This is a genomic window from Rahnella sp. WP5, assembly GCF_000745615.1.
Classification (GTDB): Bacteria; Pseudomonadota; Gammaproteobacteria; order Enterobacterales; family Enterobacteriaceae; genus Rahnella; species Rahnella aceris.
In genome coordinates this window covers 116,666-139,713 of record NZ_KN050721.1, presented here as the reverse complement: position 1 = coordinate 139,713, position 23,048 = coordinate 116,666, and the positions used below count along the sequence as shown (strand labels likewise).

Sequence of the window (23,048 nt, the reverse complement as noted above, 5' to 3'; positions counted from 1 at the left end):
TCATCGTGGAACAGTCAGGTGTTTAATGCTGGCTGAACATCAGCCCTGGTGTTGGTGCGGTACTCACTACTTTTTGGCACTGAAGATCGACGTGAAGAAACTGTAAAGCGCGTCACCGGCAATAAAACCTGCCGCCAGCACTTCCATTGGCGTACGCCCTTTTTCACCCCAGATCCGGATAATGATAATGCGCAGCACGATGCCGCAGACCACGGCCCATCCGGCCATCACGCTGTTGATCAGCAAACCGGTCGCCAGCAGGACGCCAAGCTGGCGTTTCGGTCCGCCAATCAGCTGAATCAATGCGCCCGGAATCGCCCAGATCAGCAGGCTGTGTGCAATGCCCGGCTGGGCACCGGCCTGAATGGTTTTGGCATAAACCCGCGCCACCGGCGGCACTAAATCCTGGGCGAAGTAACCGTAATGGGCGTACCACACCACCGGAATGGCGATGACAAATGCCAGCAATGCAGCGAATAACTGGATGCGGCGGCCGTAAAGTTCAGCCTGCAAATCTTTGCCATAACCGCGCAAAATAAATCCGGCTTTCAGATCAAAACCCATATCAGCAAATGCCGGACCGGTAGCAGCGGTAAAGCCCGTCAGGACGCATAACGCCAGCGGTGGGAAACCAATCAGAATACCGATAATTAAGGTAATCAGCGCCACGGCAAAGGCAGGGAACCAGCCGGAGTGCATCGCGGCAATCCCGACAATCAGCTCGTGAAAGAAGGCGGCAAAGGCGGCGTAAATCACGAACGCAATCAGCATGCTGACTGACATTTCACTGTACAGCCCGCCCGCCAGCGCCAGCAGTGCCGCGATGGCGATATAACCGAATGCGCCCAGCCCGAGTGCTTTACGCACCTCTTTCGCCGGTTGGGTAAAGGTCGTTTTGGCGTCGGCATGTTTAGCACGCACCACCTGAATCACCTGCAGCAGCGACACCAGCCCCGCGCCGACCATCATGCCGTGAGGAATATACAGCGCGTTGAGGTCCAGCCCGGCGACCGGCTGCGCATAAGCGCGGATCAGCAAGCCAATACCAAACATGCTGAGCGCCCAGATATTGCCGATAAACGCCGTGCCGAAAGCCGCCATCGGGATTTTCAGCATCGCTCCAGCCACACCAACAACTACGCCTGCGACCAGCAGCCAGGCCTGACGCCCGCCGTTATCACCGGCTTTAATCGCTTCAGCCGCCGCAACACCGGGTGGCCACGCATTACTGGCCGGGAACACTTTGGTGTCGAACAGGCGATAAAGCAGGTAGGCATCGAGCAACATCGCTGCGGCCACACCGGTAAACATCGGCATGATCAGTTGCGGCTGGCCCATGACATAAGGAATAGCGATCGGCATCAGCAAACTGTTTGCCGCACCAAAGGTCGCAGATGAAATGACGGTTTGCGCCAGATTCTGCGTATGAACAGAACGGTAGCGGTAAAAAGCCTGCATCGGAATGCGTGCCAGTAACATGGCAAACAGCGCGCCTATAATCGAGGTATTCGGCGTAACGCCTAAAGTAGTAATCAGCTGGACACCGATGATTGCGCCTAAAACAGACAGCAGAATCATCACGATGAGAGTGCCAATATCCTTTAGCGGATTCTCCTTATTATTCTTTGCAGGTTGATCTGACATAAGGCCCCTGGTGTTGAGCAAGTATTTCACATAGCAAATAATCCGGGTCCGTTATTCGTCATTATCCTGACGGCTGCTACATGGCCGTTTTAGATAAATGCCAATACTCATCACCCAATTTTTCGGCAATTTGCCGGGTTACGGCAATCAGCCCTTCTTTTATTCCTTCCGGAATTTCTTTCCCCTGCGCCGGCGAAGGGAAAGATAAACATAATCCAACGGTTTCATTACGGTGCTTATTAAAAATACTGGTGGCTAAGGTACTTATTCCCAGCAACGTTTCGTTGTTGGCAAATGACACCCCCGTCAGACGGACATCGGCCAGTCTGGCTAACAAAACCTCCTTGCTCTCAGGCGAATTAGCAGAATTCGCCTGATATTTTCCGCTAAACCGCGCCAGAACCTGGTCATCGGTATAGCGCGAAAGGATCGCGCGCCCGATAGCCGTTTCGTGCGCGGGCAAGAGGCTTCCGGCCGGAGTAACCACTTGCAGATACGTTCTGCCGGGAAACATGCGCATCACCATAATGTCGCGCCCTTCCAGCATCGAGATATAACCCGTGCATTGCGTCAGCTGACTGAGTTGCGTCATATACGGCGAGGCTAAATCCACCAGCGGGGCCGACAAATAATGGCTGGAGACGGCCAGTAATAATTTTCCGATGCGGTACAGACGGCTGTCCGGGTCACGTTCCAGCAGCCCTTGCGTTTCCATCGTCATCAGCAGACGGGACACCGTACTTTTCGGTAATTTTAAATTTTCGACCACATCACTGAATGACAAACCGGGATGCCCCTGACTAATCCCCTGTTTTGAAAATAATTTCAGTACCGCAGCCGCATTTTCTAATGTGGTCATAAAGGAGTGAGTTCCGGTATATGGAACAAGGTTCCTGTTAAGTTAAATAAAAACTAAAGCTGATACGTGTCAGCGTCAAGTCGTTTATTTTTCACGCACAACACATCCGACAAATGAATATGCTTAAAGAAATTCTTAAATAGATGGAATTAAGAGCCAGGCAAGTTAAATGCCGAGTATTAATGAGGTGACGGATGTAAAACTCAGCAGATTATCGTGATTAAATATTGCGCAAAATATACAGGGCGATGGAGGCTTCAATGAGGATGATGGTGATCGACAGGAGGGCAGGCATCACTTTGGCATGCTGATTAAAAAACGACATCAGGGACTTCATCATGGGTTCCATTGTTAGAGGTTAAAGTAATCACCTGAGTTATTATGTTACGCCCACATATACATCAGTACAATACTTAAGCATACGTGATCCCCCTCACATGACATGGCCCGTTTTGTTTACACCGGATCCTGATTCAAGCTTGAGTCACAACGTGCTGACATAAAAAAACGAGCCACCCGGGCTCGTTTTGTCAGGAGATGAGCGGAATTCAGCGCGCCATCGGCAACGCCAGTGCATCCAAAATCAGATTCACGACAGTCTGCGGCTCCTGAGTTCCGTCGACCACATGATGGGCGGACTCCTGATAAAGCGCTTCGCGCTCATTCAGGACTTCTGTCATTTCTTCAGCGATCGGCTTGCCCGTCAGCGTCGGGCGCTGATCTTCCAGTGGTGCATCTTCCAGACGGTTTGCCAGGGTAGATGCAGGGGAACGCAGATAAATGACCGTACCATTTTCACCCATAAAATCGCGATTTTCCTGGGACAGCACCACGCCTCCCCCTGTGGCAACCACGGTCAGTGGCGAGGAAATGGCTTTTAGTGTCTCAGTTTCACGACGGCGGAAACCTTCCCAGCCTTCGCGCTCAACAATATCTGCCACGCTGAGACCAGAAGCGCACAGTAACGCCAGATCGGTATCGACAAATTTGTAGCCCAGTGCTTTCGCCAGAGCGCTGCCAACCGTCGTTTTACCTGCACCGCGTGCGCCGACCATGAAAATGGTTTGTGTCATTACCGCTATCCTTTATTCCCCGGGAGCCGTTAGCCCGCCTGATGAAAATCCATCATCAATATGAAGTGTGAGTGTCAGAAGTGGGTCATTGCACTGCCCTGCCGATGTACTCGCCAGATAGTACAACAAAAAAGCCTCACTGGCAGATTTTTGTCACCTGCCGGTGAAGCTTCTGTAGCGTTTTATTTACGCCGTTCAGGGCATCATACTGAAAAATCCTTGCTGCGCAATGGCCTGCAATAAGCTTTGCGAGCTCTATCCCCTAAGTGGCTGTATCAGCGAGGTTTACAGATATACACGAGTGCGGGCGGAAAATTCTTCACTACCCGGATTTTTTTCCAGGTGAAGTAACGTGATAACAATTTCTCTGACAGCTGGCTGTACTGGAATAAAACCAGCACGCCGTCTTTATCTTTCAACTGTTGCCGTGTGGTCTGCAGAATCCTGATGCTGGTACGCAAAGGCATCGACAGCAGCGGCAGACAGGAAAATACGGCGTCATACTGCGTGCTCATGTGCTCGGCAGAATGCGCCATCACCTGCAAACGACTATCTTTCATCTGATTAAGCTTACGCACAAACGCGGGCTGTATTTCAAAAGCCTCAAGCCTGGCATCTGCCCGCATACGGCTCAGGATGCGGCGGGTCAGAACACCGTCGGCCGCGCCCAGCTCGGCGATATCCAGCGATGTTGTCCAGTCAATCTGGCTGAGCATCGCATGGCACAACCACGGTGACGAGGGCATCAGCGTCCCCATCGTGCGTGGTGAACTAATAAAATTCTGCAAATAAAAAAACTGATTCTGAATCGAAATCCCGGTGTTCTTAATCGTCATTCTTGCGGCATTTAACATTCAAACGTCCTCCTGGGGATATAGACCCTTATATCACCTTTAAATTCTTAAGAAATGATTAATAAGGGAATAAATCGCCTGAAAGGTTCATATAAAATAAATTACATGGGATGATTCTCAAAATAAATGTGATAAGAAGCGTGATACAGGGAATAGAAAAGGCCAATGTCAGGTGACATTGGCCTTCTCAACTTCATATAACGTCATTGAAACTAATAAGAATCAGATGAATTAAACGACTCGTTTAAAACACCAGATTTTTATTTATACAATTCAACGCTTGCCCGGGTCAGACTTGAATCCCCCGGTGTGTCTGCACCGATCACACGGTAGTGATTTGCACCTTTATCTGAGGCAATCTGGTTCAGCTGGTCATGCAAGCTGCCCGGAATCGTATTCGGCGCGCTCACAGACACAGTGCCCAATGACTGGTAATTACCACTTTGCGCCTGCATTTCTGTAATAGGCGTTGCAGCCAGGGCTGAGAATGAAGCAACAGTAATAACAACAGCTGTAATTGCAGGTAACAGTTTCATATTACGCACCTTTCTTTCGTTAGTTTCGTTAATTAATGGGGCGGAAGTAATCCGTTGAATTAATTATCGGCGAATCAATGAAAGCGGACGTAATCGAATGTAAAGAAATTCAACCATTGTGGTAAAAATAAGGAGACAACGAAAGTAATCTTTTCAGTCACTCTAACTGCCGGAGAAATAGAGATATTTAATGGAGAAAGTATGGAGAGTTTTCAAAGTTATTTATAACCCGCACAACTTTTGCACAAATCGACGCCGGCATGCAATCACTGTTATGATTATTTTGTATGAATTTTCTGTTGCTGTGATCGCCTGCACTGTCAGGGCTACAGAGTTCGGTTTCCCGCGCGCGCGGAGAACCTTTGCATAATCATAATGATGAAAGGGAGTATTTATGGCGGGTGGTAGTCTTCTGGCCTTAATCGATGATATCGCATCGATTCTTGATGATGTGGCGGCAATGAGTAAAGTCGCTGCAAAAAAAACAGCCAGCGTGCTGGGTGATGATCTGGCGCTGAATGCACAACAGGTCACGGGAGTGAAAGCCGATCGCGAATTGCCGATCGTGTGGGCCGTTGCCAAAGGCTCGATGATCAACAAAGCCATTCTGGTTCCGCTGGCCTTACTGATCAGTGCGTTTATTCCCTGGGCCATCACCCCGTTGCTGATGATTGGCGGTGCCTATCTGTGCTACGAGGGTTTCGAAAAAATCGCCCATAAACTGATGCCGGGCGGGCATCATGAAGAAGAAAAACCGGCAGCCGCCGAAATAAAAAATGAAACAGAGGCTAAAACGCACGAAAAAGATAAGGTCAAAGGCGCAGTGCGCACCGACTTTATTCTTTCGGCTGAAATCATCGTAATCTCGCTGGGTATTGTTTCATCGGCGCCGTTCCTTAATCAGGTTACCGTGATGGTGCTGATTGCGGTGGCAATGACTATCGGGGTTTACGGGCTGGTCGCTGCGATAGTCAAAATTGACGACGCAGGTTTGTACCTGAGCAAGCTTGCCGGTGAAAGCAGCATCATGAAAGGTGTACGCGCCTTTGGCCGCGGCATCGTGAATCTCGCCCCCTGGCTGATGAAAATGCTTTCTGTCGTCGGCACCATCGCCATGTTCCTGGTCGGCGGCAGTATCATCAGCCACGGTCTGCCATTTATGCACAGTCTGATTGAGCCTCTGACGCACGGGCACGAAAGCTGGGTGAATACACTGATTACCGGTGCCACTGATTTAGTGGTGGGTCTGATTGTCGGTGCCGCCGTGCTGGCGCTGGTGATGACGGGACAGAAGGTGTTCGGTAAAAAATCATAATGCAGAAACATTGCGCCCTTCCTTATGCCGGAGGGCGCAATTCACCGCTATTCCCTTCAGTTCTTCGACGCCACCAGCATCATGATATCGCTGGTGAATGTACCGTCAGGCTGGATCTCAAAATGTTTTACCACGTCGTCAGACATCTTTTTTTGCAGCTCGCGTATAGCGACGGCGAAATGTTCAGGCGTGCGCATGCGGGCGATCCAACTGGTGAACTCCAGCGGCAAACGATCTGTCGTCACTTCACGCGCAACCAGCCCGGCTTCAGCCACCATGTTCAGCCATTCGCCTGGTGAATAGTTGCAAACATGCGAGGTGTCGCGCAGCACTTCCACGGTTTGCAGATAAATATTCAGCAACGGATGCCCCGGCGACACCACATCCATCATGATAAATTTCCCGCCCGGCTTCAGCACACGCGCCACTTCACGCAGCGCCTGCCCGACATCATGCCAGTGGTGCGCGGAATAGCGGCTGATAATCACATCCGCGCTGCGGTCGTCGAACGGCAGCGATTCCGCCACGCCCTGTTGCACGGTGATATTCGTCAGTTGCTTATCCCGCGCAGCCTGCGCAACCACGTCCAGCATCTGTGACGACAAATCGTAAGCAATCACATTTTTAACCACGCCTGCTGCGACAAAGCTGGCGTGCCCTGCCCCACAACCCAGATCAATGACCCGCGCCTCGTTATAGGGTGCCAGCAACCCCGCCAGACGGTGTAAATCAGCGCCCTGCGAGTGAACCGCACTGGTCAGATAATCCTGAGCCTGTGAACCAAACTGCTTATCTACGGCCTGACTGTGAGTATTTTTTGTGTTCATCATTGCTCCTGTCTGTCTTGTTTTTGTAATAAGAATGCGGGTTTCAAATGACCTCAAAATCACTATAGGCATTGTTCTATACGGGTACAATATGAGCGTTTATACTGGTATCAATTACACCCTGTTTAAGTGAATATTATGATTGATAACGCAGAGTCGCTCAGCGGACCGAAAGCGCTGGGCACGTTTTTACGGACTCACCGCGAACGCGTGACGCCGGAAATGGTCGGGCTTCCCGGTTCACCGCGCCGCAGAACCAGCGGTTTGCGCCGCGAAGAACTGGCACAAATCAGCGGGATCAGCGCAACGTGGTATACGTGGATTGAACAGGGGCGCGATGTGTCCATTTCCGCTGCGACCCTTGACAGCCTGGCCAAAGCGCTGCGCATGGAACCTGCGGCACGAGAGTATTTATTCAGTCTGGCGTCGGTGAAAGATCCGCAGGTATTACCCTCTTCCGGCGCACCGGACGCCAGCCTGAAAGACTGTGTCAGTCAGTTCGCCTGCCCCGGTTATCTGCTCGACAGTAGCTGGAATGTACTGGCGTGGAATCCGCAAGCGGAGGCGTTGTTCAGTGGCTGGCTGGGGGTTGATGAACACCCTAATTTGCTGGATTTTATGTTCCTGCATCCGCTGGCACGCCAGTTGGTCACAAACTGGCCGGAACGCGCCAAACGTGTAGTGGCGGAGTTTCGTGCCGAGACCAGCCATTACGCCCATTCTGAAACAGTCCGTCAGTCGGTAATCAGCCTGCGCGATCGCAGTCACGAGTTCAATCAGTGGTGGTCGCAGCAGGAAGTGCTGGCGCGTGAAGGCGGTGAACGCCGTTTTCATCATCCGCTTCAGGGCGAAATCTGTTACCGGCAACAGACATTTTTCCCTGCCGGATATGCAGAATGTAAGCTGGTGATTCTGGTACCGGAAGCGTAAAAAACGAGGGTGGCCAGCTTGCTGTTTTTTCTCGTTTAACTGGCGTTTTCACCAATTGACATACAGATGCCGGATATGTGAGGCTGATTTTTTTGGTTTCCTAAATAATTGGTTTCCTCCATGACAGGATAATGCCCATGATGACTCGCCAGATCTATCAGGATGAAGAATTCGAAATTCGTGTAGCGACCGAACTTGAGGCCGTCACGCATTTAGCGGCGGTTAAAGCCTCCGTGAAGGAAATTGGCGCATGGGAATCCTGGTGTACGGATAAATATTCGCTTGAAGACAGCCGGAAATATCTGGCCGACAGCGAGCAGAAACGCCATCGCGGCGCAGAATTCAATTTCTGTGTATTTGAGCGTTCAGGCGGTAATCTGATTGGCAGTGTGGGCATCAACCGCATCACGCCGGAGTATAAATTCGCCAATCTCGGTTACTGGATCCGCACCGGTTATACCGGCCGCGGACTGGCGACGCTGGCAGCCAGAACGGCGGCGCGCTTTGCGTTTACCGAGCTGGAGCTGACCCGTCTGGAAATCGTGGTAATGGAGGGCAATGACCACAGCCGCCGGGTGGCGGAAAAAACGGGCGCGATATCAGAAGGTCTGCACCGCAACCGGCTTTATTATCACGGCCAGCCGCGTGACGCCTGGATGTATTCCCTGATCCCGGGCGATCTCTGAGACTGGTTTCACAAAAAAGATAAGGCAACAGAACATGACTTTTTCTACCCATACCGTATCTACCGACTGGCTGGCGAAGAATCTGAACTCACCGGACGTGGTCATTATCGATTGTCGTAAATCCAAACCGGGCATTACACCGCCCCTAGATTTCCACGCAAAATATCTCGAAACGCATATTCCCAATGCGATTTATGTGGAAGTCGACAGCATCTCTGATTGCACGACCGGCCTGCCACACATGATGCCGACAGCGGAAGAATTCGCTGCGTCGATGAGCCGTTTAGGCGTGGCCGATACGCAAACCATCGTCCTTTATGACGAAGGCGATTTATTCTCCGCGCCACGCGTGTGGTGGATGCTGACCAGTTTCGGAGCCAAAAGCGTACGCGTGCTGGATGGCGGTCTGAACGCATGGATTGCCGAAGGTAAGCCGGCGCAAAGTGGCGAGCACACCCGCGTGCCCACGACGTTCAACGCCAGACTGGTGCGTCCGGTGGTCGTGAGCGCAGAACAGGTCAAAGACGCCATCGGTAACGTGCAGATTATCGACGCCCGTTCACTGGCGCGTTTCAAAGCCGAGGCACCGGAACCACGTCCCGGGCTGCACGGCGGTCATATTCCCGGCAGCCTGAGTGTTCCGTTTACCGAATTGACGCAGGGCGGACACCTGAAATCACCACAGGATCTGAAGGCAACGTTTGAGCGTCTGGGAGTGGATCTGAATAAACCGGTGATCACCAGTTGCGGATCCGGCGTGACGGCCGCCGCACTGGCATTTGGGCTGGATTCTCTGGGTGTTAAAGACGTGCTGCTGTATGACGGTTCGTGGGCTGAATGGGGCGATATTAACGAAGATTTTCCGATCGAAACGCACTGATCCCATGATGCAGGAAAACGACAACCGGGCACCGTGCCCGGTTTTTTTATGTCGTTTTTTGCAATGCAGGCATCAGCTCACTGACGCCAAACGCCTGAGCTAATGCTTTCATCTGGCTGATGACGCGGTAAGCCTGCCGCGGCACTTCGGTAAATCCTTCAATAAGTAAGGGGTGACTGATCGGTTCATCCACGATGTCATGTAACGCCTGCCGCAAAATTGCCAGATCCTCCGCAGAGGTCTCCCGAGAAGTAATCAACGGTAAACCCGGTACAGCAGCCGTTTGTCCGATCACCGCCAGCCCGCTGAGGGAGCGGGGTTCGCTACGGCGCAGGAGTTCCAGCGTCACGCAGTCAATTGCCGCGAGGTCGGCGAGATTCTGCTGAACGTAATGAAGCGATTCACGGTGGCTGCCGGTCGCCGTCGCCCGCGAGAAAAATGCTCCGTCTTGGGCCAGCGGCGCGACCAGTGCACGCAGGCTGTTATAACCTGACTGGGAGTCGGTGCTGTTAAACGCCAGCCGCCGGTGACGGAAACCGGCCAGATGCAATCCGGCATCCTCCTCACGCGCCAGCAAAAAACTACGGTAACGGAAACCGTCGCAACCGGGGGCGTGATAACTGAATGTGCCTACCAGCTGAACCTGCGGCAAGCTTTCCATCAGCGGGAAACCGCAGGTCTGGCTGAGCAGTAAATCCGGCGCCTGCCAGTGTGAGAATAAATCCTGCGGCCAGTTAAGCCTGTCCGGCGTGGAGGCGAGGCCAAGTTGCCTGAGTTTTTGGCGTAACACTCCGGCGAACACTTCCACATCAGCGCGAGAAACCGCGTACATCGGCAAAGACATCAGCATCATCTGGCCACTCCGTCAGGGGGTATCCTGCTGATAATCATAGTCGCCTGACACGGATTGCGCCGGAGATTTCCCGGCGGCAAAAGGATGAGCTTCGACGTCAACGGGTGTCTGCGTGTGGTCACGGAACCACTGGCGATAACCGTGCACCACAAAACCCCCGCTGCGCTGAATATAGGCTTCGCGGTCAGCGACATAGATCTGGCGCAGTGCATACCATGGCACGCCGGGTAAATCGTGATGCACCAGATGATAATTCAGATTCAGAAACAGTAAACGCCACAAAAAACCGGCTTCATTCAGCGTTGATCTGGCCTGCGGCGCATGCTCTGCGCGATGCTCAAAGAAAGAACGAACTTTGGTCAGACTGAGTGCCGGATAACTTACTGCGAAAATAAAATACAGCGGCGACAGCCCGCATTGCACCATCCCGCTGAACACAACCACCAGCAATACGCCATGTATCAGCCACATCCACACTGTGCGCCACTCACCGCGCAACACGGCTATCAGCGCGCCGGTCAGCGTACTGACGATATCCAGTAACGGGCCAATGAGCATTCTTCCCGGCAAGGTATTGCGCAGACGGACAACGGCCTTCATGGCGGGCGACAGACTTTCCCAACTGGCGCGGCTGAAATAATAGGCTTCAGGATCGTCGCCGGGCAGCGTCAGATGTTCATTGCGGTGATGTTGCAGATGCGTGTCGCGATACAGGCCATAGGGATACCAGACCGCCAGCGGCAGCGTGCCAATCAGCTGATTCAGCCAGGGTTTGCGGGTCGGATGCCCGTGGATGAGTTCATGTTGCAGCGACATATACCAGGTCGTGAACCAGATAAGCACAGGCGTTGCGAGCCATGGCCCGAGATTATTCCAGAAATACACTGCCGCAAACCAGCCGCTGTAAACCGAGACAATCAGTAGCCAGGTGGGGATTTCCCACCGCCACCAGAAATGGTGTGAGCGGAGGGTGATTTTGGCCCGCTGACGGGCGCTGAGGTAAAACGAAGACGACGCCATAATGTGCCAGAGTCAGGGAACCTGACACATTATCGGGTAACGAATGGATGCCGCTAACTAACTTAAATCACTATCTATTGCCAGCTAGCGGCTAACAGACTCAGCCCTTCATATCTTTTTGCAGTGCCTGAGTAAATTGTTCCATCGGGCAGAAGCCCTGTTTGTCGGCGGTACATCCTTCAATGTGCAGCGTCACACGTTCCGGCGGATTTTTCAGACTCAGCGCCACATTGTTGCGGATCTGACGGGCGGTCGGATAAACGTATTCAATTTTCATCAGATCCTTATCCGCTTTCTTGTCATGCCAGCGCTGGAAGACCACCGTGCCGCTGATAGGCGTCCGCTCGTACTGCCCAGGCAACTGATAATCCTGCGTTTTCAGTGCGGCCAGCAAGGAAGCGATATTCGAATCGTGCCCGACCAGCACCGCCAGTTTTGCCTGTTGCGCGGCTTTCTGATCGGCGGTTGACGCCAGTTTCGGGTCCAGCGCACCGGCAATAAAGGTCAGCAATGGTTTAGCCGCGTTGGCAGCAATCGCCGGCGAGCCGAAAAGTGTTTCGTGATACAGATTTTTGATGGTTTCCAGCTTCGTCCATTGGTCTGGCGTATCAATTTTACCCCAGGCAACATCTTTCATCGGGAAACCTTCGTAGTACTGCAACATGAACGCATCGGTCGCCCCGGTGGCCATACGCAGCGGGCCGGTAATGCCCGGTTCTTTGCCCTGTGTCAGCACCACATCTGACGGCTGCGAAGCCAGATCGCACTGCTGTTTCTCTTTACAGATTTTACTGTTTTTATAATCGAGGATGCTTTCCAGCAACTGATAGTTCGGCTTGAGACGCTGATTCAACCCCGTCAGACCGCCCTCGCCTGCGTGCTGACTAATGGAATTCAGCGCGCTGGTTTTGAAGGTATCGTTCACTTCTGCGGTAATAATCGGGTTAAACACCGGATCCATCTTGCCGATTTCTACGCGGTTAAGCACCGCGACATCGCAGCCGGGAAAAGCGCCGGTGGTGAAGTGTTTCGCGGTATCAATGGTGCGCGGCAAACTGTTGGCGTAGGTAAAGACCTGCGCATTTTCAGGGCACCCGGCGGCAGGCAGCAGTTTGTCTTTCGCCAGCCAGGCACGGAAATAATGCCCCATATGTTCGGAAACCTGACCGCCTTTCGGTGTCAGCAAACCGCCTTCGGTTTTCCATACCGGCCAGGTGTGTGTTGTCGATTCGGCCAGCACATCGCCATAATTGACCAACGGGGCGCGGATACCGTGCCGGCTAAGCACCAGAACCTGTTGCAGTTCTAAATTATCGGACTGAGCGGCCTGAGCGACGGGCAACGTGAGAGGTAAAACGCAGGCAAGTGCAGACAATGCAAAATAACGGGATGCTTTTTTCACGAGTGATCCTCTTGATGAAGTGTTTTGTAGATTCCCTGAAAACAAAAAACACCGCAGAAGCCAACAGATTGATTCCTGCGGTGAATTTTTAGCATAGTGGAATATTCATCAGAAGTGGGGGATCAGGTTCACAACCTGTGGCCGGGCTTTGTACAGTTACAAAAAACGCATCAGAACTGATAACGCAGCCACGCAAAGAACACATTGCCGTTATTGTAGGTTCCCGGAATATACGTCGCCTGGAAGGTCAGTTTGTTATAGCCGACAGAAGCCAGCGGTAAAACAATCGGGATAGGAATATATTCATAATCGTCACGCGCCGTCACCGCCGCGGTATATCCCAGCCCTAAGCGAAAGTTTTTATCTTCTGCTGGCGTCCATATTTTTTCCCAGCCGTAACCGCCGATGGGTTCCCATTTATTGTGGGAATCTTTAAACGCCATAAAATAAATGCCATTCCAGTTACCCTTTTCATCATATCTGGAAATACCATAGCCTCCCCCCCATGGACGTTCGTTGTATTTATCGGTTTTCTCTTTATCGTAGGTCAGACGGTTATGCCAGGTGATTACCGGCAGATACAAATCCTGTGCATCAGAATCATTCCAGGTCGTTGAGACTTTATCGGTGAAGTCTGACCACACGTTCGCAGCCAGCGATTTGTACTGAATGGTATCGGGATCGCTGACGGGGTTAGTACCACTATTATTAGCTGATGCTGACGCACTCACACTGATGGCGCCAAAAAAAATGATTTCCCTGATAACGTTTCTAATATTAACGATGTGCATTTATTGTTTTAACTCCATGTTGAAGCTCTATCATAACTCCATCATGAATGAAGAATATAAACACGGATAAAACAAAAATACTGTAAATCGTTAATCATCTGAACTTTAAGAAAATGGTTTTCCAATTATCAGATTTTTCCTGAAACCAATACAACATTTCTTACACTCACAAACATTACTTTAAAGACTATTCCTATTAAATTTGCAAACGCAGCCAGCCAAAAAGTACATTCCCCTTAGAATTTGTACCGGGAATATAGGTAGCCTGGAAAGTCAGTCTCGAGTACCCGACAGACACCAGCGGCAGGACTAACGGGAAGGGGACGTAATCATAATTATCCCGCGCCGAGACAGCAGTTATATACCCCGCCCCCAGACGAAATTCTTTATCATCCAGTGGCTGCCATATTTTTTCATAAGCGTAACCGGCCACAGGCTCCCATTTATTAAAGGAGTCTTTAAAGGCCATTGCATAAATCCCGTGCCAGTTTCCTTTTTCATCATAACGTGAAATACCATAACCGCCGCCCCACGGATGTTCATTATACCCATCAATTTGTTTTTGACTGTGTGTATGCCGGTTATGACGCGTTAATACAGGCAGAAAGAGATCCTGCTGCTGAGGTGCCATCCATGTTTCAGCAACATTATTTTTATAGGAATCCCATAAGCCTTTATCATTTTCTTGCGAGGAAACATTCTGTTGCTGAGAATTAATAACATTATCTTGCGCCTTAACATTAATTGAAAGCAATAATGAAAAGGTTAAAAATGCAAAAGCGAATGCTGCGCGATAATTCACGGAATATAAATTTTTCATTGGCGTTAAAGCCCTGTTGAGTTGACCGGGGCAGTATATAACGACAAACACATATAAATAGTTAATCATTAATTAAGCAATGATAAACCACATGAATGTAATAAAGTTATTTCATTATAAAACAATGCATTAGAAATTTATGGTCGCGTGTAAACTGAAATTTTCTTTTACACAGAGCCGCTTTGGCTGAAGTTTACTTCTTTGCCGGATACCCGGATACAAAAAATCCGCAGGCTTTCGCACTGCGGATTTTTATTACTGAGGCTTATTAAGCATCAACCAAGCTGTTTACGCGCATTACGGAACATGCGCATCCACGGGCTGTCTTCGCCCCACTCTTCCGGATGCCAGGAGTTGCTGACCGTGCGGAAAACACGCTCCGGGTGCGGCATCATTACAGTGACGCGGCCTGACAGGTTAGTGACCGCGGTGATCCCGTTCGGGGAGCCGTTAGGGTTCGCCGGATAGTTTTCGGTCGCATGACCGTTATTATCCACAAAGCGCAGCGCCACCAGATTGCTGTGCTCGATTTGCGCCAGATGCGCGGCGTCACGGACTTCCACGTGTCCTTCGCCGTGGGAAACCGCGATTGGCATACGTGAACCGGCCATGCCCTGCATAAACATCGACGGGCTGGCCGTCACTTCCACCAGGCTGAAACGCGCTTCGAAGCGGTCAGACAGGTTACGCACGAAGCGTGGCCAATGCTCTGCGCCCGGGATCAGCTCTTTGAGGTTAGACATCATCTGACAACCGTTACACACGCCCAGTGCCAGCGTCTGCGGACGGTGGAAGAATTCTTCAAACTCTTCGCGCACGCGGTCGTTGAACAGGACGGATTTCGCCCAGCCTTCACCCGCACCCAGCACGTCACCGTAAGAGAATCCACCGCACGCTACCAGCGTGTGGAAACCCTGTAAATCACGGCGACCGGCCAGCAGGTCACTCATATGCACGTCAACCGCATCGAAACCGGCACGGTGGAAAGCAGCAGCCATTTCAACGTGTGAGTTCACACCCTGCTCGCGCAGAACGGCGACTTTCGGACGCGCACCTTTGGCGATGTATGGCGCGGCTACGTCTTCATCCGGAGCGAAAGTCAGTTTGACGTTCAGACCCGGATCGAGATCGTTGGTTTTCGCCTGATGTTCCTGATCGGCACATTCAGGGTTATCGCGCAGACGCTGCATCTGCCAGGTGGTTTCTGCCCACCAGGTGCGCAGCGTGGTACGGCTTTCGCTGTACACCGGCTTACTGCCGGAAGTGATGATGAAGCGATCGCCGGTTTCCACGGTACCGAGGTAATGTGTGCAATCCGCCAGACCAAAATCAGCCAGCGTTTTTTCCACCGCTTCACGGTCTGATGCACGAACCTGGATCACGGCGCCCAGTTCTTCGTTGAACAACGCAGCCAGCACATCGTTGCCCAGCGCAGCGATATCTGCAGTCAGGCCGCAATGCCCGGCAAAGGCCATTTCAGCCAGCGTCACCAGCAAACCACCGTCGGAACGGTCATGGTAGGCCAGCAATTTCTGTTCAGACACCAGCGCCTGCATGGCGTTGAAGAAACCACCCAGTTGCTCTGCACTGCGAACGTCAGCAGGCGTGTTACCGAGCTGGCGGTAAACCTGCGCCAGCGCCGTAGCGCCCAGTGCGTTATGACCTGCCCCCAGATCCACCAACAGCAATGCGGTGTCACCCTGGTCGGTGCGCAGTTGCGGCGTCACGGTATGGCGGACGTCTTCGACTCGGGCAAACGCGGTGATTACCAATGACAGCGGAGACGTCATCTCGCGTTGTTCGTTACCTTCCTGCCAGCGGGTTTTCATCGACATGGAGTCTTTGCCCACAGGAATAGTAATACCCAGCGCCGGACACAGTTCTTCGCCCACCGCTTTTACAGCCGCGTATAAACCGGCATCTTCGCCCGGGTGACCGGCCGCAGACATCCAGTTAGCAGAAAGCTTAACGCGTTTCAGGCTGCCGATTTCCACCGCAGCAATATTCGTGAGCGCTTCGCCTACGGCCATGCGACCAGAGGCAGCGAAGTCCAGCAAGGCAACCGGAGCGCGTTCGCCCAGTGACATCGCTTCGCCGTGGTAGCTGTCGAGGCTGGCGGTGGTGACTGCGCAGTCGGCTACCGGGATCTGCCACGGGCCGACCATCTGGTCGCGCGCGACCATGCCGGTGACGGTGCGGTCGCCGATGGTGATCAGGAAGGTTTTTTCCGCCACGGCTGGCAAATGCAGAACGCGATTTACCGCTTCCGCAATCTGGATGTTTTCCGCATTCAGGTCATCACCTTTCGCTTTCAATGTGGTGACGTCGCGGGTCATTTTTGGCGTTTTACCCAGCAGGACATCCAGCGGCATATCAATTGGCTGGTTGTCGAAATGGCTGTCTTTCAGAGAAAGATGCATTTCTTCGGTGGCTTCACCGATGACCGCGTAAGGTGCTCGTTCACGCTGGCAAATCGCATCGAACTGTTCAAGCTGCGCCGGAGAAACCGCCAGCACATAACGTTCCTGTGATTCGTTACACCAGACTTCCAGCGGGCTCATGCCCGGTTCGTCGTTCAGGATGTCACGAAGCTGGAAACGACCACCACGGTTGCCATCGCTGACCAGTTCCGGCATGGCGTTAGATAAACCGCCGGCACCCACATCATGGATAAATAAAATCGGGTTGGCTTCGCCCAGTTGCCAGCAGCGGTCGATCACTTCCTGACAACGGCGTTCCATTTCCGGGTTGTCGCGCTGTACGGAAGCAAAATCCAGATCGGCATCAGACTGACCGGAAGCCATAGAAGACGCCGCGCCGCCACCCAGACCGATATTCATCGCCGGGCCGCCAAGTACAATCAGTTTCGCGCCAACCGTGATTTCACCTTTCTGCACGTGATCGGCACGGATGTTGCCGATACCGCCCGCCAGCATGATCGGTTTGTGGTAACCGCGCAGTTCAGGGCCGTTGTGACTATTGACGTTTTCTTCGTAAGTACGGAAGTAGCCCAGCAACGCCGGACGACCGAATTCGTTGTTAAATGCTGCGCCGCCCAGCGGGCCATCGGTCATGATATCCAGCGCGGTAACGATACGATCCGGCTTACCAAAATCTTCTTCCCACGGCTGTTCAAAACCAGGAATACGCAGGTTTGACACGGAGAAACCGACCAGACCGGCTTTCGGTTTCGCGCCGCGACCGGTTGCACCTTCGTCACGGATTTCACCGCCGGAACCTGTGGCCGCACCCGGCCACGGAGAGATCGCCGTCGGGTGGTTATGGGTTTCGACCTTCATCAGGATATGCGCCTGCTCCTGATGGAAATCGTACAGACCGTCTTTCGCATCGGCGTAGAAGCGACCGACCTGCGAACCTTCCATCACGGCGGCGTTATCTTTATACGCGGACAGCACGTGATCGGGAGTGTGTTCGAACGTATTCTTGATCATCTTAAACAGGGATTTCGGCTGCGTTTCGCCGTCGATAATCCAGTCTGCGTTGAAGATTTTGTGACGGCAGTGTTCTGAGTTTGCCTGTGCGAACATATACAGTTCGATGTCCGTCGGGTTGCGCCCCAACGACGTAAAGGCATCCATCAGATAATCAATTTCGTCCTGAGCCAGTGCCAGACCTAATTTGGTGTTGGCGACTTCCAGAGCGCCACGGCCAACGCCCAGGATATCCACATGCTGCACCGGAGCCGGCTGATGCTGCGCAAACAGCGCGCTGGCGTCTTCCAGATGACCAAAGACAGTTTCCATCATGCGGTCATGCAGTAATGCGCCCAGTTCATTCCACTGTGGTTCGGTCAGTTGCGGCGCCTGTACATAAAATGCCAGACCGCGTTCCAGACGCACAACCTGCGACAAGCCGCAATTGTGTGCAATATCGGTAGCTTTGGAAGACCACGGAGAAATGGTGCCAGGGCGCGGGGTAACCAGCAGTAAACGACCAGAAGGAGCGTGTTCAGCGAGAGAAGGACCGTATTTCAGGAGGCGTTGTAACTTGGTTTGTTCGTCCGAACTCAGCGGCGCGCTGACATCGGCAAAATGTACATATTCGGCGTAGATATCGCTGACCGGAAGACGGGCTTCCTGACAACGGGACAACAATTTGTTAATGCGAAAAGCCGACAAAGCGGGCGAACCACGCAGTATTTCCATAATCACAGATCTCTCGTCTTCGAAGACACTGACCACAGTGCTTCTTTGGGCGCAACAGGGGGAAAACGCGGGCTATTATAAAGAAAGCTGACGCCCGACGAAACCGTTTGCGCAGGGAAACTTGATATTCATTTATAGCCCCACATATTTTACGGATATCATGAATAAAGTTGCAGACTGCCGTTTTGTTGAGCAAAATGCGTCAGCACTGGGGATATAGCCATACTAACTGCACAGCATAGCGTAAAAAAACAAGAGCGCCGCAGCGAGATAACTATTTGACGCGACTAAAAATTAATTATGTTCTGATGGGGATCGCCGCCCTGTTACTGGCGCTGGCTTTATGGCCGGCAGTCCCGTGGCACAGAGGTGAAGGCGACCAACTGGATCAAATAAAATCCCGTGGAGAATTGCGCGTAAGCACGCTCAATTCTCCACTGACTTTTATGAACTCCCCGGAAGGCAATCTCGGTTTCGATTACGAACTGGCTAAACGCTTTGCAGATTATCTGGGCGTGCAGCTGGTCGTGACACAGCACACCACCATTGAGAGCATGTTCGACGATCTGGATCATGATAATACTGACATGCTGGCTTCCGGTCTGGTGTACAACAATGAGCGGCTGAAAAACTACCGTGCTGGCCCGGAATACTATTCCGTTTCCCAGCAACTGGTTTACCGGCAGGGATCAGTGCGCCCGAAAAGCTTCGCAGACATCAAAGGCTCGCTGGTGGTGTCTGCTGGCAGCGCGCATATCGCCACACTGGAAGCCGCCAGCAAAAAGTATCCCGACCTCGCGTGGACCACGACCGATAAGATGTCACCCCGCGATCTGTTGCAGCAAGTCGAGAACGGTAAACTTGATTATACGCTGGGCGATTCGGTGACCATCGCCCTGATGCAGCGTGTTTATCCGCGTCTTGCGGTGGCTTTTGATGCGACTGACGACGAACCTGTGACCTGGTACTACCGCAAACAACCTGATGACGACAGCCTTTCTGCCGCCATGCTGGACTTTTTCAGCCAGATTTCAGAAGACGGCACCCTGGAAAAGCTGGAAGAAAAATATCTCGGGCACGTGGGCGATTTTGATTACGTTGATACCCGGACTTTCCTCAATGCCATCGACAGTACGCTGCCGGATTTACAGCCGCTGTTCGAAAAGTATGCCGGGAATATTGACTGGCGTTTACTGGCGGCTATCGCCTATCAGGAGTCCCACTGGGATCCGCAGGCGAAATCCCCGACCGGTGTACGGGGTGTGATGATGCTGACCCGCGCTACCGCTGGCGGATTGAATGTCGACGACCGCACGGATGCCGAGCAAAGCATCCGTGGCGGTGCCCAGTATCTGTCGCATCTGATGGATAAAATGCCGGAATCTGTTCCGCAGGATGAACGGATCTGGTTTGCGCTGGCAGCCTATAACATGGGTTACGGCCATATGCTGGATGCCCGCAAACTGACGGCGCAACAGAAAGCCAATCCGGACAGCTGGGCAGATGTGAAACAGCGTCTGCCGATGCTGAATCAGAAACGCTTCTTCAGCCGGACGACTTACGGTTATGCACGCGGCACACAGGCATATAACTATGTGGAGAATATCCGTCGTTATCAGCTGAGTCTGGTGGGATATCTGATGGAAAAGGAAAAACAGCAGGCACAGAAAGCGGCCTTGCAGGCTCAGTTAGGTCAGGGATATCCGGTGGTGAATGCGCAGGAAGCGCTGGCACCGTAAGACTGGCAGGCCTGTTTCTCAGGCCTGATCATCCGCCGCATCACCGGCCTGCGCGGCACGCTCTGCCAGTCGCAGCGCTTTTTTCTGGCTGCGGCGAAAACGAAAAAATGCACTCAGTTGTTCCGAACACGCTTCTGCCAGCACACCCGCCGTAATCTCCACCTGATGATTCATGCCCGGATGGCGCAATACATCGAGCAAAGAGCCCGCTGCGCCGGTTTTGGCATCAGCGGCACCATACACCACGCGACGGATCCGGCTGTGGATCATCGCCCCCGCGCACATAACACAAGGTTCCAGGGTAACGTACAATGTGGCATTGAGCAGACGATAATTTTGCACGGCGTTGCCGCCCTGACGTAATGCCATGATTTCGGCATGCGCTGTCGGATCATGATGGCCGATAGACCGGTTCCAGCCTTCACCAATCACCTGATTGTCTAAAACCAGTACCGCCCCCACAGGCACTTCACCCTCATCCTGCGCTTTCAGCGCCAGATTCATAGCCTGTCGCATCCAGTGTTCATCATCATTCATTATTGCCAACTCTGCGTCTGCCACTTCAACCTCAATCATTTTTTACCGGCAGACATTTTATCTGAATTTTGCGCTGGCGGTTATTCCAGTTGCTGTAACTCGCCCTGTTTACTGACGCGAAAACGATGCTCACAAAAGAACAACAACGGATTGTCCTGTTTGCTGTCGCTGTATCCGCTGTAAAGTTTAAGCGGTGAGCCAATGCGGCTTTCGAGTTGCACGACTTTCTCTTCACCCAGACAACGCAAGGGCAGCACCCATCCGCCTTTGCCACGGGCGATCCGGCTGCCGACCAGACGAACCTGCGGCAAAAACAGGGACGTATTATAGACCTGCTGCACCAGATTTTCCGGCGACCCGGTGATCAGCCAGACTTCGGTATCCTCGCTGTCGAGATATTCACGCAGCCTGCGCTGCACCACCGGAAACTCCACCACTTTCTCGCGAAACGCAGCGACAAATTGCAGCTCCAGGGCTTTCAGACGCGCTTCACCGTGGCCGAAGGTAATCGACCACAGCAACAGGCTCATGGGCCAGCGCGCGGCGCGCCCGTGAATAAACAGTCCGATTCCCACCAGCGGCAGAACCGGCACGACTAAAATCAGATTCTGCGGCATCCGCCTGAGCAAAAACCGCAGAAAGCTACCGAACATATCCTGCTGGTGCAGGGTGCCATCAAGATCAAAAAAGCCCCCCCGCCGATCAGGCTTCGTACTCAATCCGCTACTCCTCGGGATCGTTGAACCCCATCAACCAGGTAAAAATAAAACCAGCCAATACCGTAATGACTAAACCCGTCAGATACAACATCACTTTGCCGGAAATAATGGTCAGCGCCAGCGGCAGCCCGGAAATACCAAACGTGATAACTGTCGCGACTTTCCAGTAACAGATTAGCGCACCACCGACGGCTCCGCCCAGACACGCACCAATAAAAGGGCGGCCAAGCGGCAACGTAACACCGAATATCAGCGGTTCACCGATGCCGAGAATGCCCACCGGTAGCGCCCCTTTAATCACTTTTTTCAGCCGCGGGTTTCGGGTTTTAATATAAACTGCGATTGCCGCTCCCACCTGCCCCACACCGGCCATGGCTAAAATCGGCAGCAGCGGATTAGAACCATGTGCCTGGATCAGCTCAACGTGAATAGGCACCAGCCCCTGATGCAGACCGGATAACACCAGCGGCAGAAATGTCCCTGCCAGCACCGCACCCACCAGTAATCCGCCTTTATCAATAGCGATATTAACGCCATGCGCGATGCCGTCAGAGATATAGCCACCGATCGGCTGAAGGATGACAATCGCCAGTGTCGCAGTGATAAGTGTAGTAATCAGTGGATTGAGGATCAGTTCGACCGACTCCGGCAGCCACTGACGCAACCTTTTCTCCAGCCAGCACATCAGCGCAACGACCAGCAATACTGCGATCACACCGCCGCGACCGGGCTGTAAAGCTTCACCAAACAGGGTAATTTGCGCCAGTGCAGGGCTGGAGAGAATCCCCGCCATTACGCCGCCCATGGCCTGAGAACCGCCGAAAACGCGCGCCGCATTCACGCCAACTAAAATATTCATGATGGCAAACACAGCACCACCAAAAATCGCCAGCAAGCCAAGCACATTAGGATAATCAAGGGCAATGGAACCGGCGATATCCGGCCGCTTGAGCAGATTGATAATGCCCATAATCAACCCCGAGGCGATAAATGCCGGGATCAGCGGGATAAATACATCAGCCAGTTTGCGCAGCGCCCCACTCATCGGCGCAGAGTATTTTGTTTTGGCGCTGGCTTTATTGCGGGCAATCTCGCTTTCATCACCTGGCGAACTTACCGTCCCGGCAGGATTAAGCAACAGACGCATCGCATCCACCACTTTTGCCGCCGCGCCAGGGCCGACAATGAACTGATGCTGGTCACCCTGCTTCAGGTAACCTTTGATACCTTCAAGCGTTTTCAGGCTGGTCAGATCCAGCCGATTATCGTCGTGCACTTCCACGCGCACGCGGGTCATGCAGTTTTCCAGTTTGCTGATATTCCGTTCGCCGCCGACACCCTGCAGAATCTGGGAAGCCAGCCGCTGCGTTTTATCCATTGCCATCGCCATGCTCAAC

At 52.7% G+C, this 23,048-nt stretch carries 20 protein-coding genes; 5 read left to right on the top strand and 15 right to left on the bottom strand.

Going from position 1 to position 23,048, the window contains the following annotated elements:
• Window positions 1-66 precede the first annotated feature (66 nt).
• The 5 genes from EX31_RS21970 to EX31_RS21950 all read right to left on the bottom strand — a co-directional run bounded on the left by EX31_RS21970 (window position 67) and on the right by EX31_RS21950 (window position 4,966).
• Window positions 67-1,644, bottom strand: coding sequence for an OPT/YSL family transporter (locus EX31_RS21970; protein ID WP_037036782.1), 1,578 nt, complete (start codon window positions 1,642-1,644; stop codon window positions 67-69).
• Between the two features lie 76 nt (window positions 1,645-1,720).
• Window positions 1,721-2,503 (bottom strand): IclR family transcriptional regulator, encoded by a 783-nt coding sequence (locus tag EX31_RS21965; protein WP_037036780.1) that lies wholly within the window; start codon window positions 2,501-2,503, stop codon window positions 1,721-1,723.
• Between the two features lie 548 nt (window positions 2,504-3,051).
• Complete coding sequence (aroL, locus tag EX31_RS21960) at window positions 3,052-3,576, bottom strand: shikimate kinase AroL (protein WP_013576694.1); 525 nt, start codon at window positions 3,574-3,576, stop codon at window positions 3,052-3,054.
• Window positions 3,577-3,851: 275 nt separating this feature from the next.
• Window positions 3,852-4,430 (bottom strand): class I SAM-dependent methyltransferase, encoded by a 579-nt coding sequence (locus EX31_RS21955; RefSeq protein ID WP_037036778.1) that lies wholly within the window; start codon window positions 4,428-4,430, stop codon window positions 3,852-3,854.
• 260 nt (window positions 4,431-4,690) lie between these two features.
• Window positions 4,691-4,966 (bottom strand): YdgH/BhsA/McbA family protein, encoded by a 276-nt coding sequence (locus EX31_RS21950; protein WP_037036776.1) that lies wholly within the window; start codon window positions 4,964-4,966, stop codon window positions 4,691-4,693.
• A 394-nt stretch (window positions 4,967-5,360) separates the two neighbouring features.
• On the opposite strand from EX31_RS21950, the gene EX31_RS21945 reads away from it, so the two are divergent.
• The gene (locus EX31_RS21945) at window positions 5,361-6,281 is read left to right on the top strand and encodes a DUF808 domain-containing protein (protein WP_037036774.1); all 921 of its coding nucleotides are present in this window, start codon (window positions 5,361-5,363) and stop codon (window positions 6,279-6,281) included.
• Window positions 6,282-6,337: 56 nt separating this feature from the next.
• Here EX31_RS21945 and EX31_RS21940 read toward each other — a convergent pair whose 3' ends face one another.
• Window positions 6,338-7,108 (bottom strand): class I SAM-dependent methyltransferase, encoded by a 771-nt coding sequence (locus tag EX31_RS21940; protein WP_013576698.1) that lies wholly within the window; start codon window positions 7,106-7,108, stop codon window positions 6,338-6,340.
• A 138-nt stretch (window positions 7,109-7,246) separates the two neighbouring features.
• Here EX31_RS21940 and EX31_RS21935 point away from each other — a divergent pair, with 138 nt between their 5' ends.
• The 3 genes from EX31_RS21935 (at window position 7,247) to sseA (ending at window position 9,604) form a co-directional block, all read left to right on the top strand.
• A complete protein-coding gene (locus EX31_RS21935; RefSeq protein ID WP_037036772.1) occupies window positions 7,247-8,038 on the top strand; it encodes a helix-turn-helix transcriptional regulator in 792 nt (263 codons plus the stop codon).
• Window positions 8,039-8,175: 137 nt separating this feature from the next.
• Window positions 8,176-8,724, top strand: a complete 549-nt coding sequence (locus EX31_RS21930; protein ID WP_013576700.1) for a GNAT family N-acetyltransferase — start codon at window positions 8,176-8,178, stop codon at window positions 8,722-8,724.
• 34 nt (window positions 8,725-8,758) lie between these two features.
• Window positions 8,759-9,604 (top strand): 3-mercaptopyruvate sulfurtransferase, encoded by an 846-nt coding sequence (sseA, locus tag EX31_RS21925; RefSeq protein ID WP_037036770.1) that lies wholly within the window; start codon window positions 8,759-8,761, stop codon window positions 9,602-9,604.
• Between the two features lie 46 nt (window positions 9,605-9,650).
• On the opposite strand, the gene EX31_RS21920 is transcribed toward sseA, so the two are convergent.
• The 6 genes from EX31_RS21920 to purL all read right to left on the bottom strand — a co-directional run bounded on the left by EX31_RS21920 (window position 9,651) and on the right by purL (window position 18,656).
• Window positions 9,651-10,457 carry a phosphate/phosphite/phosphonate ABC transporter substrate-binding protein gene (locus tag EX31_RS21920; RefSeq protein WP_037036768.1) on the bottom strand — a complete coding sequence of 269 codons (807 nt, stop codon included), beginning with the start codon at window positions 10,455-10,457 and terminating at the stop codon, window positions 9,651-9,653.
• Window positions 10,458-10,469: 12 nt separating this feature from the next.
• Window positions 10,470-11,477 (bottom strand): fatty acid desaturase, encoded by a 1,008-nt coding sequence (locus tag EX31_RS21915; protein ID WP_037036767.1) that lies wholly within the window; start codon window positions 11,475-11,477, stop codon window positions 10,470-10,472.
• A 100-nt stretch (window positions 11,478-11,577) separates the two neighbouring features.
• Complete coding sequence (gene agp, locus EX31_RS21910) at window positions 11,578-12,879, bottom strand: bifunctional glucose-1-phosphatase/inositol phosphatase (RefSeq protein WP_037036766.1); 1,302 nt, start codon at window positions 12,877-12,879, stop codon at window positions 11,578-11,580.
• Between the two features lie 170 nt (window positions 12,880-13,049).
• A complete protein-coding gene (gene pagP / locus EX31_RS21905; protein ID WP_013576705.1) occupies window positions 13,050-13,670 on the bottom strand; it encodes a lipid IV(A) palmitoyltransferase PagP in 621 nt (206 codons plus the stop codon).
• 196 nt (window positions 13,671-13,866) lie between these two features.
• On the bottom strand, window positions 13,867-14,490 hold the full coding sequence (pagP, locus tag EX31_RS21900; RefSeq protein ID WP_037036764.1) for a lipid IV(A) palmitoyltransferase PagP: 624 nt from the start codon (window positions 14,488-14,490) through the stop codon (window positions 13,867-13,869).
• Between the two features lie 275 nt (window positions 14,491-14,765).
• Window positions 14,766-18,656, bottom strand: a complete 3,891-nt coding sequence (gene purL / locus EX31_RS21895; RefSeq protein ID WP_037036762.1) for a phosphoribosylformylglycinamidine synthase — start codon at window positions 18,654-18,656, stop codon at window positions 14,766-14,768.
• 278 nt (window positions 18,657-18,934) lie between these two features.
• On the opposite strand from purL, the gene mltF reads away from it, so the two are divergent.
• Window positions 18,935-20,395, top strand: a complete 1,461-nt coding sequence (gene mltF / locus EX31_RS21890; protein WP_013576708.1) for a membrane-bound lytic murein transglycosylase MltF — start codon at window positions 18,935-18,937, stop codon at window positions 20,393-20,395.
• An 18-nt stretch (window positions 20,396-20,413) separates the two neighbouring features.
• Here mltF and tadA read toward each other — a convergent pair whose 3' ends face one another.
• From tadA to EX31_RS21875, 3 genes are read right to left on the bottom strand one after another with little or no spacing between them, the layout of a single operon-like run.
• The gene (gene tadA / locus EX31_RS21885) at window positions 20,414-20,971 is read right to left on the bottom strand and encodes a tRNA adenosine(34) deaminase TadA (protein WP_015690318.1); all 558 of its coding nucleotides are present in this window, start codon (window positions 20,969-20,971) and stop codon (window positions 20,414-20,416) included.
• Window positions 20,972-21,012: 41 nt separating this feature from the next.
• Entirely contained in the window at window positions 21,013-21,651 is a 639-nt protein-coding gene (yfhb, locus tag EX31_RS21880) for a phosphatidylglycerophosphatase C (protein ID WP_037036761.1), read from the bottom strand.
• Window positions 21,652-21,655: 4 nt separating this feature from the next.
• Window positions 21,656-23,029 (bottom strand): PTS transporter subunit EIIC, encoded by a 1,374-nt coding sequence (locus EX31_RS21875; protein WP_037037465.1) that lies wholly within the window; start codon window positions 23,027-23,029, stop codon window positions 21,656-21,658.
• Between the last annotated feature and the right edge of the window lie 19 nt (window positions 23,030-23,048).

What these genes read in the sequence shown, in the direction of transcription:
- EX31_RS21970 (WP_037036782.1), bottom strand. Translation starts at nt 1,644, where the DNA reads ATGTCAGATCAACCTGCAAAGAATAATAAGGAGAATCCGCTAAAGGAT.
- EX31_RS21965 (WP_037036780.1), bottom strand. Translation starts at nt 2,503, where the DNA reads ATGACCACATTAGAAAATGCGGCTGCGGTACTGAAATTATTTTCAAAA.
- aroL (WP_013576694.1), bottom strand. Translation starts at nt 3,576, where the DNA reads ATGACACAAACCATTTTCATGGTCGGCGCACGCGGTGCAGGTAAAACG.
- EX31_RS21955 (WP_037036778.1), bottom strand. Translation starts at nt 4,430, where the DNA reads ATGTTAAATGCCGCAAGAATGACGATTAAGAACACCGGGATTTCGATT.
- EX31_RS21950 (WP_037036776.1), bottom strand. Translation starts at nt 4,966, where the DNA reads ATGAAACTGTTACCTGCAATTACAGCTGTTGTTATTACTGTTGCTTCA.
- EX31_RS21945 (WP_037036774.1), top strand. Translation starts at nt 5,361, where the DNA reads ATGGCGGGTGGTAGTCTTCTGGCCTTAATCGATGATATCGCATCGATT.
- EX31_RS21940 (WP_013576698.1), bottom strand. Translation starts at nt 7,108, where the DNA reads ATGAACACAAAAAATACTCACAGTCAGGCCGTAGATAAGCAGTTTGGT.
- EX31_RS21935 (WP_037036772.1), top strand. Translation starts at nt 7,247, where the DNA reads ATGATTGATAACGCAGAGTCGCTCAGCGGACCGAAAGCGCTGGGCACG.
- EX31_RS21930 (WP_013576700.1), top strand. Translation starts at nt 8,176, where the DNA reads ATGATGACTCGCCAGATCTATCAGGATGAAGAATTCGAAATTCGTGTA.
- sseA (WP_037036770.1), top strand. Translation starts at nt 8,759, where the DNA reads ATGACTTTTTCTACCCATACCGTATCTACCGACTGGCTGGCGAAGAAT.
- EX31_RS21920 (WP_037036768.1), bottom strand. Translation starts at nt 10,457, where the DNA reads ATGATGCTGATGTCTTTGCCGATGTACGCGGTTTCTCGCGCTGATGTG.
- EX31_RS21915 (WP_037036767.1), bottom strand. Translation starts at nt 11,477, where the DNA reads ATGGCGTCGTCTTCGTTTTACCTCAGCGCCCGTCAGCGGGCCAAAATC.
- pagP (WP_013576705.1), bottom strand. Translation starts at nt 13,670, where the DNA reads ATGCACATCGTTAATATTAGAAACGTTATCAGGGAAATCATTTTTTTT.
- pagP (WP_037036764.1), bottom strand. Translation starts at nt 14,490, where the DNA reads ATGAAAAATTTATATTCCGTGAATTATCGCGCAGCATTCGCTTTTGCA.
- purL (WP_037036762.1), bottom strand. Translation starts at nt 18,656, where the DNA reads ATGGAAATACTGCGTGGTTCGCCCGCTTTGTCGGCTTTTCGCATTAAC.
- tadA (WP_015690318.1), bottom strand. Translation starts at nt 20,971, where the DNA reads ATGATTGAGGTTGAAGTGGCAGACGCAGAGTTGGCAATAATGAATGAT.
- EX31_RS21875 (WP_037037465.1), bottom strand. Translation starts at nt 23,029, where the DNA reads ATGGATAAAACGCAGCGGCTGGCTTCCCAGATTCTGCAGGGTGTCGGC.